This is a genomic window from Azospirillum sp. B506 (assembly GCF_000333595.1).
Classification (GTDB): Bacteria; Pseudomonadota; Alphaproteobacteria; order Azospirillales; family Azospirillaceae; genus Azospirillum.
The window spans coordinates 1-10132 of record NZ_BADK01000401.1 but is presented as its reverse complement, the minus strand read 5'-3'; the positions used below and the strand labels follow the sequence as shown (position 1 = coordinate 10132).

Sequence of the window (10132 nt, the reverse complement as noted above, 5' to 3'; positions counted from 1 at the left end):
CGCCAGCACGCCCACCTGCACGTGGAGCAGCGCAAGGTCGACTTGTTGCCCCTCGCCGGTGCGGTCGCGGTGGGCGAGCGCGCCCATGATGCCGATGGTGGCGTAGAGGCCGGTGAAGATGTCGGTCACCGCGACGCCGACCTTGACAGGGCCGCCGCCCGGCTCGCCATCGGGCTGGCCGGTGATGCTCATCAGCCCGCCCATGCCCTGGATCATGAAGTCGTAGCCGGCGCGGTTGCGGTACGGCCCGGTCTGGCCGAAGCCGGTGATCGAGCAGTAGACCAGCCGCGGGTTGACCGCCTTCAGGCTGTCATAGTCGAGGCCGTATTTGACCAGTCCGCCGACCTTGAAATTCTCGATGACGACGTCGGCCTGGGCGGCAAGCTTGCGAACCAGTTCCTGCCCCTCGGGCCGCTCGAAGTCGATGGTGATCGAGCGCTTGCCGCGGTTGGTCGAGAGGAAATAGGCGGACTGGTCGCCGGCCCAGGGCGGACCCCAGGCGCGGGTGTCGTCGCCGGCGCCCGGCCGTTCCACCTTGATCACGTCGGCGCCGAGATCGGCCAGCGTCTGCGCCGACCACGGCCCGGCCAGCACGCGCGACAGCTCCAGCACCCGGATGTGCGACAAGGGTCCGGCCAAGGTGTCTTCCTCCTGAATTATTGGCCCTCCCCCGCCCTTGAGTCCCCTCTCCCCCCTGGGGAGAGGGTTAGGGTGAGGGGGACGCATTGCGGAGCGCCGGTGTTGTGCCGGCGCTCCGCATTTCTTGATAATCCTCGCCATGCATCCCCCTCACCCTTCCCAAGCTTCGCTTGGGCCCCTTCCCTCTCCCCGGGGGAGAGAGGGGATCCAGGGCGGAGAGAGCAACTGCTTACGCCGACACCAGTTCTTCCAGAGACCGCTCGATGATGTCCAGGCCTTCGTCGACCAGGGCGTCCGAAGCGGTCAGCGGGACCAGGATGCGGATGACGTTGGCGTAGGTGCCGCAGGACAGCAGGATCAGGCCCTTTTCCGCCGCCTTGGCGACCAGCGCCTTGGTCAGGTCGGCCGCCGGCTCCTTGGTCTCGCGGTCGGTCACCAGCTCCATGGCGACCATGGCGCCCAGGTTGCGAACATCGCCGATCACCGACAGGCTGTTGCGCTGGGCCATGGCGCGGAAGCGGCCGGCGATGCGCTCGCCCAGCTGCTCGCTGCGCTCGACCAGCTTCTCCTCCTCGATGACGTCGATGACGGCCAGCGCGGCGGTGGTCGCCAGCGGGCTGCCGGCATAGGTGCCGCCCAGGCCGCCGGGGATCGGGGCGTCCATCAGCGCCGCCTTGCCGGTCAGCGCCGACAGCGGGAAGCCGCCGGCCAGGCTCTTCGCCATGGTGACGAGGTCCGGCTCGATCCCGGCATGCTCGAAGGCGAACATCTTGCCGGTGCGGGCGAAGCCGGTCTGGATCTCGTCGACAATCATGACGATGCCGTGCTTGTCGCAGACCGCACGCAGCGACTGGAGGAAGGACGGGCTGGCGATGTTGAAGCCACCCTCGCCCTGCACCGGCTCGATGATGATCGCGGCGACGCGGGCCGGGTCGACGTCGGACTTGAACAGGGTCTCCAGCGCCTTCAGGCTCTCCGCCTCGCTGATGCCGCGATAGGCGTTGGGGAACGGCACGTGGAAGATCTCGGCCGGGAACGGACCGAAGCCGACCTTGTAGGGCACGACCTTGCCGGTCAGGCCCATGGTCAGCAGCGTGCGGCCGTGGAAGCCGCCGGAGAAGGCGATCACGCCCGGACGGCCGGTGGCGGCGCGGGCGACCTTCACGGCGTTCTCGACCGCCTCGGCGCCGGTGGTGAAGAAGGCGGTCTTCTTCGGGGTCGGGCCGGGAACCAGCGCGTTCAGCTTCTCCGCCAGCTCGACGAAGCTGTCATAGGGCGTGACCATCGCGCAGGTGTGGGTGAAACGGTCGAGCTGGGCCTTCACCGCCTCCATCACCTTCGGGTGGCGGTGGCCGGTGTTCAGCACGGCGATGCCGCCGGCGAAGTCGATGAAGCGCTTGCCCTCGACGTCCCACATCTCGGCATTCTCAGCACGGTCGATGTAGACGGGCATGCCGGCGGAAATGCCGCGGGAGACGGCGGCCTCGCGACGGGCGACGAAGGACTGGTTGGTGCTCATGTTTGCTTTTTCTTTGACGACNGTCAGGCGCCGAGGCCGACGCAGAGATATTTGACTTCCATGAAATCATCGAGGCCGTACTTGGAGCCTTCACGGCCGATCCCTGACTCCTTGACGCCGCCGAAGGGGGCCACTTCGGTCGAGATGATGCCTTCGTTGATGCCGACCATGCCGTATTCCAGCTTTTCCGCCACGCGCCAGACGCGGCCGATGTCGCGGCTGTAGAAATAGGCGGCGAGCCCGAACTCGGTGTCGTTCGCCATCCGGATGGCGTCTTCTTCCGTCTCGAACTTGAACAGCGGGGCGACCGGCCCGAAGATCTCCTCGCGGGCGACGCGCATCTCGGTGGTGATGCCGGTCAGGATGGTCGGCTCGAAGAAGGTGCCGCCCAGCGCGTGGCGCTTGCCGCCGAGCGCAACGGTGGCGCCCTTCTCCAGCGCGTCGCCCATCAGCTCCTCGACCTTGGCGATGGCGTCGGCGTTGATCAGCGGACCCTGGGTGACGCCCGGCTCGGCACCGTCGCCGACCTTCAGCGCCTTGACCGCCTCGGCCAGCTTGGCGGCGAAGGCGTCATAGACGCCGGCCTGGACCAGCAGGCGGTTGGCGCAGACGCAGGTCTGGCCGGCGTTGCGGTACTTCGAGGCCATGGCGCCCTTGACCGCCTCGTCCAGGTCGGCGTCGTCGAAGACGATGAAGGGGGCGTTGCCGCCCAGCTCAAGCGACACCTTCTTGACGGTGCTGGCGGCCTGCCGCATCAGCAGCTTGCCGACCTCGGTCGAGCCGGTGAAGCTGACCTTGCGGACGATCGGGCTGTGGGTCAGCTCGTTGCCGATCGCCGCCGGCTCGCTGCCCATCACGATGTTGAAGACGCCGGCGGGGAAACCGGCTCGCTCGGCCAGCTCGGCCAGCGCCAGCGCCGACAGCGGGGTGTCCTCGGCCGGCTTGACCACCACGGTGCAGCCGGCAGCCAACGCCGGGGCGACCTTGCGGGTGATCATGGCGTTCGGGAAGTTCCACGGCGTGATCGCCGCGACGACGCCGATGGCCTCCTTCAGCACGACGATGCGCTTGTTGCCGGCAAAGGTCGGGATGACGTCGCCGTAGGCGCGCTTGCCCTCCTCCGCGAACCACTCGATGAAGGAGGCGCCATAGACCACCTCGCCGCGCGATTCGGCCAGCGGCTTGCCCTGTTCGGCGGTCATCAGCTGGGCCAGATCCTCCTGCGCGGCGAGGATCAGGTCGTACCAGCGGCGCAGGATGGCCGCGCGTTCCTTGGCGGTCTTGCCCTTCCACACCGGCAGGGCGGCGTTGGCGGCGTCGATGGCCTCGCGCGTCTCGGCCGCGCCCATGTCGGACACTTCGGCAATGACGGCGCCGGTGGCCGGGTTGGTGACCGGGAAGCTCTTCCCGGAATCGGCCGCGCGCCACGCACCGTTCACGTAGCCCTTGGTTCGGAGAAGGCCCTGGTCGTTCAACGACAGCATGTTCGATCCGCCCTGGATGAAGGAATGTGGAACCGGCCGGCCGCACCCGGCGAAAACATCCTTGGCATTCAAGGGTTTCCTGCGCGGGGGCCTGGACCTTGGAGCGAAGCCTACCATGTTTAATAAATTAAACAACCCCTGTTTAGCTGTTCATATTCTGATGACGGGGTTGCGCGAATGGGCTATTGCCTACAGCAGGTGAGGAGCAGGAGTCCGGTGATGGAATTCGACGTCGGCGCCAGGTTGAAGCAGATCCGCGAACAGCATGGGCTGTCCCAGCGGGCGCTCGCCCAGCGAGCCGGAGTGACCAACGGCACGATCTCGCTGATCGAGCAGAACCGCAGCAGCCCGTCGGTGTCGTCGCTGCGCAAGGTGCTTCAGGGCATCCCGATGACCTTGGCCGAATTCTTCTCCTCCGACGATCTGCCGCCACCCGAGCAGATCTTCTTCAAGGGCGGCGAGCTGATCGAATTGGCGGGCGAGCTGAAGGGCACGGTGGGCCAGGTCTCGTTCCGGCAGGTCGGCGACCTGCGCAGCCGCAACCTGCAAATCCTCCACGAACGCTACGCCCCCGGGGCCGACACCGGCCGCACCATGCTCCAGCACGAATCCGAAGAGGGCGGCATCGTCATCAAGGGGCAGATCGAGCTGACGGTGGGTGACCGCAAGCAGCTTCTCGGTCCCGGCGACGCCTATTTCTTCGACAGCCGCGTGCCGCACCGCTTCCGCAACATCGGCGATGTGGAGTGCGAACTGATCAGCGCCTGCACCCCGCCCTATCTGTGAGCGGGCTGGGGAGAAGCACAAGCTCCTCCCCTCAGCCACTCCCTTACTCCGCATTCCCCTTCAGCCGCTCGTTGCGCCGGCGCAGGTATTCCAGCGACGACAGCATGCAGACCGAGATCACCGTCAGCACCACCGCCACCGCGGTGATGGTGGGGCTGATGTTCTCGCGGATGCCGCTGAACATCTCACGCGGCAGGGTGCGCTGCTCGGGCCCGGCAAGGAACAGCACCGTCACCACCTCGTCGAAGCTGGTGGCGAAGGCGAACAGGGCGCCCGACGCCAGACCCGGCAGGATCAGCGGCAGGATCACCTTGCGGAAGGTCAACAGCGGCGGCGCCCCCAGCGAGGCGGCGGCGCGCGCCAGAGTCATGTCGAAGCTCTGCAGGGTCGCCGACACGGTGATGACGACGAAGGGCGTTGCCAGCGCGGTGTGGACCAGGATCAGGCCGAGATAGTTGCCGGTCAGACCCAGCGGCGCGAAGAAGAAGTAGACGCCGACCGCGGTGATGACGACCGGCACCACCATCGGCGACAGCACGATGGCCAGCACCAGCGGCTTCCACTTGCTTTTCCACTGGGCCAGACCCAGCGAGGCCACCGTTCCCAGCACCATCGACAGCATGGACGAGGCCACGCCGATGATGACGCTGTTCTTCAGGGCGGTGATCCAGCGCGCCGAATTGATGAAATCCTCGTACCAGCGCAGCGACAGGCCGGGCAGCGGATAGGTTAGGTAGGTGCTGGAGCTGAAGGAGAGCGGCACGATGGCGAGGATCGGCGCCATCAGGAAGAACAGCACCAGCGTGCCGCACACCACCGTGGCGGCCCAGGCGATCCGCTGGCTTGCGGTTTGGGGGGAGTGGTTCGCGCTCAATTCTTCAGACCTCCCGTCGTCTGGCGGCCGAGCGCCAGCTTGCCGTAGAGCACCGCCAGCACCACGGTGGAGAGCAGCAGCACCGCCCCCAGCGCCGAGGCGAGGCCCCAATTGACCGTTTCCGTGGTGTAGAAGGCGATGAAGTAGGAAATCATCTGGTCGGCGGCCCCGCCGACGAGCGCCGGCGTGATGTAGTAGCCGATGGCCAGGATGAAGACGAGCAGGCAGCCGGCGCCGATGCCCGGAATGGTCTGCGGCAGGTAGATGCGCAGGAAGGCGGTCACCGGCGGCGCGCCCAGCGAGGCGGCGGCCCGCATGTAGGCCGGCGAGACGCCGCGCATGACGCTGTAGAGCGGCAGGATCATGAAGGGCAGCAGCACATGGGTCATCGCCATGTAGACGCCGAAGCGGTTGTAGATCAGCCGCAGCGGCTCGTCGATCACGCCCAGCCACTCAAGCGAACCGTTGACGATGCCCTCGCTTTGCAGGATCACGATCCAGGCGCAGGTGCGCACCAGCAGCGAGGTCCAGAAGGGCAGCAGCACGAAGATCATCAGCAGGTTCGACCGGCCGGTCGGCAGGTTCGCCAGCAGATAGGCGACCGGGAAGCCCAGGATCAGGCACAGCGCGGTGACGCCGAAGCCGATCTCGAAGGTGCGCAGGAAGACGTCGCGGTAGATCGCCTGATCCGGCGGGGCTGCCACGATGGCGCCGTCGGCGTTGCGGGTCAGGTCGACGGCGGCCAGCAGATAGTAGCTGGTGATCGGGCCGCTGGCGCTCTTGATCGCCGTCCAGCTCTCGCGCTCGCCCCAGGCCGGCGCGATGCCGATCAGCGTCTCCTTCGCAGTGCCGGGAGCGGGCTGCTCCTTCAGCTTGCGGCCGGTGGAGAGCAGCGTGGTGCGGAAGCCGTTGACGACATAGTTCAGCCGCTTGGCGGCGACCGCAAGATTGCCGGCGTCCCGCGCGGCGCGGATGTCGGCGGCAAGCGCGGCGAAGGCGGCTTCGTCGGGCAGGCCCTGGCCGTTCCAATGCTCCAGCGCCGCCACGGTCTGCGGCATCACCTGCGGCACCTCCCAGTCGGAAGCCGACTTCCAGATCATGCCGGCGAGCGGCACGACGAAGGTGAACAGCAGGAAGGCCAGCAGCGGCAGCACCAGACCCAGCGCACGGAACTGCCGGGCGCGCTCGGCCCGTTTCAATCGACGCTTCAACGGCACGTCGGCGCCGGCAACGAAGGCGGCTGTCATCGGCATTGTCCTGTTGAGAAGACGCAGGTGCATAAAGCCCCGAAACCCGGGACCATCCCCTCTCCCCCCCGGGGAGAGGGTTAGGGTGAGGGGGACGCATGGCGTCCGGTCACCGAAGGGCGGGCATTGATCCGCCAAAAACTTAAGTTGGAGAGGCGCTTCACAGCCCGATGCGTGCCGCTGCGCATCCCCCCTCCCCCCGACCCTCTCCCGGGGGGGGGAGAGGGGGTTAAGGGCGAGTTACAACAAACTACTTACTTGGCCGCCCACTTGTTGAAGCGCTCGGTCAGGCGGTCGATGTTCTCCAGCCAGAAGTCGGTGTTGATCTCGATCGCGTTCTTCATGTTGTCCGGCGCGGTCGGCAGGTCGGCCAGCACCGCCTTCGGCAGCAGCGCCGGGGCCTTCTTGTTCGACGTGCCGTAGGCGATGCCTTGGGACAGCTTGGCCTGGTTCTCCGGCTTGCCGACGAAGTTCAGGAATTTGTAGGCGGCATCGACGTTCGGGCTGCCCTTCAGGATGACCCAGCTGTCGACGGTGTAGAGCGCACCGTTCCACACCATGCCGAAGTTCTTCTTCTCGTTCTTGTTGGCGGCGTCGATGCGGCCGTTATAGACCGAGGTCATCGCCACTTCGCCCGAGGCCAGCAGCTGCGGCGGCTGGGCACCGGCCTTCCACCAGACGATGTCGTTCTTGATGGTGTCGAGCTTCTTGAAGGCGCGGTCGATGCCGGCCTCGGTGCCGAGAACCTTGTAGACGTCGGCCGGGGCGACGCCGTCGGCCATCAGCGCGATCTCCAGCGTGGTCTTGGCACCCTGGCGCAGGCCGCGCTTGCCCGGATACTTCTTGGTGTCGAAGAAATCGGCCCAGCTCTTCGGCGCGTCCTTCAGCTTGTCCTTGTCGTAGCCCAGGACGAAGTCATAGACGATGGCACCGACGCCGCAGGCATTGACGGTCGACGGCAGATAGGCATCCTCGCCGCCGATCTTGGAGAAGTTCATCTTCTCGTACAGGCCCTCGTCGCAACCCAGAGCCAGCTCCTCGCTCTCGACCTGCACGACGTCCCAGGTCGAGGCGCCGCCCTGGACCTTGGCGCGCAGGACGCCGACGCCGCCATCCCAGGATTCGTCGTTCATCGGGGTGCCGGTCTCCTTGAACGGACCGAAATACACCTTCTTCTGGACGTCCTGATAGGCGCCGCCCCACGACACGACGGTGAGGTCGCGGGCGCTGGCGGCCGATGACAGGGCCGTGAGGGCGGTGAAGGTCGCAGCGAAACCGAGAGCCACCTTAATCTTCGACATGATCCCCGTCCTTATTCGTCGCGGTTGTTGTTGCTGGAAGGCACCCTGGTTCTGAGAACCACGTCCTCAGACCGGATCGAGCGCCCGGCAGTCCTCCGGGCGGAACGCGATGTAGACGTCCTGGCCCGGCACCAGACCGGCATAGGAGCCGGCCGGCAGCTTGACCATGAATTCCGGGTTGGCCGGCGTGTTCAGCACCGCCAGCGTGTGGTCGCCGAGATAGATCAGGTCGGTCAGCGTCGCCGGCAGCCGGTTCATGGCGCTGTCGCCGCTGTCGCCGGTTTCGATCGCCACCCGCTCCGGACGGAGCGACAGCGAGGTGCGGTTGCCGGCGCCGCCGATGTTCACCGCCTGCGCCACCACCGAACCGCCGGCATCGAGCGCGACCCGCGCCCAGCCCTGTTCGATATTTTCGACAACGCCGCTCAGAACATTGTTCTCGCCGATGAAGTTGGCGACAAAACTGTTGACCGGGCGCTCGTACAGCGCATCCGGGCGGTCGATCTGCTGGACGATGCCGTCATTGAAGACCGCGATGCGGTCGGACATCGTCAGCGCCTCCCCCTGGTCATGGGTGACATAGACGACGGTCAGACCCATCGTCTCGTGCAGGCGCTTGATCTCCAGCTGCATGTGCTCGCGCAGGCGCTTGTCCAGCGCCCCCAGCGGCTCATCCATCAGCACCAGCGCCGGGTTGAAGACCAGGGCGCGGGCGAGCGCCACGCGCTGCTGCTGGCCGCCCGACAGCTGGCCGGGACGGCGGTTGGCGAGGTTGCCGAGCTTGATCATGTCGAGCGCGGCCTTGACCCGCTCCTTGATCTCCGCCTTGGCAACGCCGCGCACCGACAGCGGGAAGGCGACGTTCTCCTCGATCGTCAGGTGGGGGAACAGGGCGTAGTTCTGGAAGACCATGCCGATGTCGCGCTTGTGCGGCGGCGTGTTCTTGATCGGCCGGTCGCCGATGAAGATGTCGCCCTGGGTCGGCACCTCGAAGCCGGCCAGCATCATCAGCGTGGTGGTCTTGCCAGACCCCGACGGTCCGAGAAGCGTCAGGAATTCGCCCTTGCGGATGTCGAGATCGAGGCTCTTCACCACCAGATGCTCGCCATCGTAGGTCTTCTGCACCCCGGTGAAGCGCACCAGGGTCTCTGTCGTCGCGATCATCCCGCCGTCCATCCGTCCGCTCCCGTCACAGGCGACCTGACGTCCGGGTTCGCCACCCCGGCCCGGTCCGTCTTTCTGGTCCCGACGGTACCATGCGTTTAAGAAAATAGACAAGAGGAATGACTATGACTTGATCAATTCAACAGTCTGCCGAATTTTTGTGCAATTGCGAAGGCTCTGCCCACGCTTGGACCGGCAGTGTGCTCCATTCGCGTGCGATTGAGAAGACCGATGATCCAGATACCGGACAGACTGCCGCGTGAAAATCAGTGTTTGCCGCGAAGGCAGGGGCGAATCGCCGCAGGCGACCCGCCCCGCCCGGCTCGGCGCTGCAGACTTATTTCTGCTGGGCAGCCTGGCTGTAGACGAAGCTGTCGAAGCCGTTCTCGGCAACGCGGAACCACAGGCGTTCCTGCTCCAGGAAGGGCTTCCAGCCGTCATAGACCTTCTTGAAGCGGGGATTGCTGGCGGCCAGCTTGTCGTAGAATTCGAACGCCGCCTTCTCGCAGGCCTGCATCATGTCGCGCGGGAAGGGGCGCAGGATGGCGCCGGCGCCGACCAGACGCTTCAGCGCGGAGGCATTCAGCGTGTCGTACTTGGCGATCATCCAGCTGTTGGCCTCCCAGCAGGCCTGCTCCAGGATGGTCTGGTAGGATTTCGGCAGCTGCTCCCAGGCCTGCATGTTGAACATCAGCGGGATCTGGGCCGAGCCTTCCCACCAGCCGGGGTAGTAATAGTATTTGGCGACCTTGTGGAAGCCGAGCTTCTCGTCGTCATAGGGGCCGACGAACTCCGCCGCGTCGATGGTGCCGCGTTCCAGCGCCGGATAGATGTCGCCGCCGCCGAGCTGCTGGGGCACGAGACCGAAGGGCGTCAGGATCTGGCCGACCAGACCGCCGATCCGCATCTTCAGGCCCTTCAGATCCTCCAGGCTCTTGATCTCCTTGCGGAACCAGCCGCCCATCTGGGCGCCGGTGTTGCCGGCCGGGATGTGGTGGATGTTGTAATCCTTGAACACCTCGCGCATCAGTTCCAGCCCGCCGCCATGCATCATCCAGGCGATGTGCTGGCGCGTGTTCAGGCCGAAGGGCATGGCGGTGTCGAAGCAGAAGGTCGGA

At 66.1% G+C, this 10132-nt stretch carries 10 protein-coding genes; 2 read left to right on the top strand and 8 right to left on the bottom strand.

What is annotated here, in order from left to right:
- The 3 genes from I71_RS12380 to I71_RS12370 form a co-directional block, all read right to left on the bottom strand.
- Positions 1–639 (bottom strand): CaiB/BaiF CoA-transferase family protein (locus tag I71_RS12380; protein ID WP_042695160.1); only part of this gene is annotated, 639 nt, incomplete at its 3' end.
- A 229-nt stretch (positions 640–868) separates the two neighbouring features.
- A complete protein-coding gene (gene gabT, locus I71_RS12375) occupies positions 869–2158 on the bottom strand; it encodes a 4-aminobutyrate--2-oxoglutarate transaminase (RefSeq protein WP_042695159.1) in 1290 nt (429 codons plus the stop codon).
- A gap of 23 nt (positions 2159–2181) precedes the next feature.
- Positions 2182–3642 (bottom strand): NAD-dependent succinate-semialdehyde dehydrogenase, encoded by a 1461-nt coding sequence (locus I71_RS12370; protein ID WP_199902165.1) that lies wholly within the window; start codon positions 3640–3642, stop codon positions 2182–2184.
- On the opposite strand from I71_RS12370, the gene I71_RS39140 reads away from it, so the two are divergent.
- On the top strand, positions 3641–3844 hold the full coding sequence (locus tag I71_RS39140; protein WP_211098376.1) for a hypothetical protein: 204 nt from the start codon (positions 3641–3643) through the stop codon (positions 3842–3844). The genes I71_RS12370 and I71_RS39140 overlap by 2 nt on opposite strands.
- 17 nt (positions 3845–3861) lie before the next feature.
- Positions 3862–4428, top strand: coding sequence for a cupin domain-containing protein (locus tag I71_RS12365; RefSeq protein WP_042695158.1), 567 nt, complete (start codon positions 3862–3864; stop codon positions 4426–4428).
- A 43-nt stretch (positions 4429–4471) separates the two neighbouring features.
- On the opposite strand, the gene I71_RS12360 is transcribed toward I71_RS12365, so the two are convergent.
- The 5 genes from I71_RS12360 to I71_RS12340 all read right to left on the bottom strand — a co-directional run.
- Positions 4472–5302, bottom strand: coding sequence for an ABC transporter permease (locus I71_RS12360; protein WP_042695157.1), 831 nt, complete (start codon positions 5300–5302; stop codon positions 4472–4474).
- The gene (locus I71_RS12355; protein WP_042695156.1) at positions 5299–6549 is read right to left on the bottom strand and encodes an ABC transporter permease; all 1251 of its coding nucleotides are present in this window, start codon (positions 6547–6549) and stop codon (positions 5299–5301) included. Before I71_RS12355 ends, I71_RS12360 begins: the two co-directional genes overlap by 4 nt.
- 254 nt (positions 6550–6803) lie before the next feature.
- Complete coding sequence (locus I71_RS12350) at positions 6804–7850, bottom strand: ABC transporter substrate-binding protein (RefSeq protein WP_042695155.1); 1047 nt, start codon at positions 7848–7850, stop codon at positions 6804–6806.
- Positions 7851–7916: 66 nt separating this feature from the next.
- Positions 7917–9026: an ABC transporter ATP-binding protein gene (locus tag I71_RS12345; RefSeq protein ID WP_042695154.1), complete on the bottom strand. Its 1110-nt coding sequence runs from the start codon at positions 9024–9026 to the stop codon at positions 7917–7919.
- Positions 9027–9351: 325 nt separating this feature from the next.
- Positions 9352–10132, bottom strand: a 781-nt coding sequence (locus tag I71_RS12340; RefSeq protein ID WP_042695153.1) for a TRAP transporter substrate-binding protein, incomplete at its 5' end; no start/stop codon positions are given.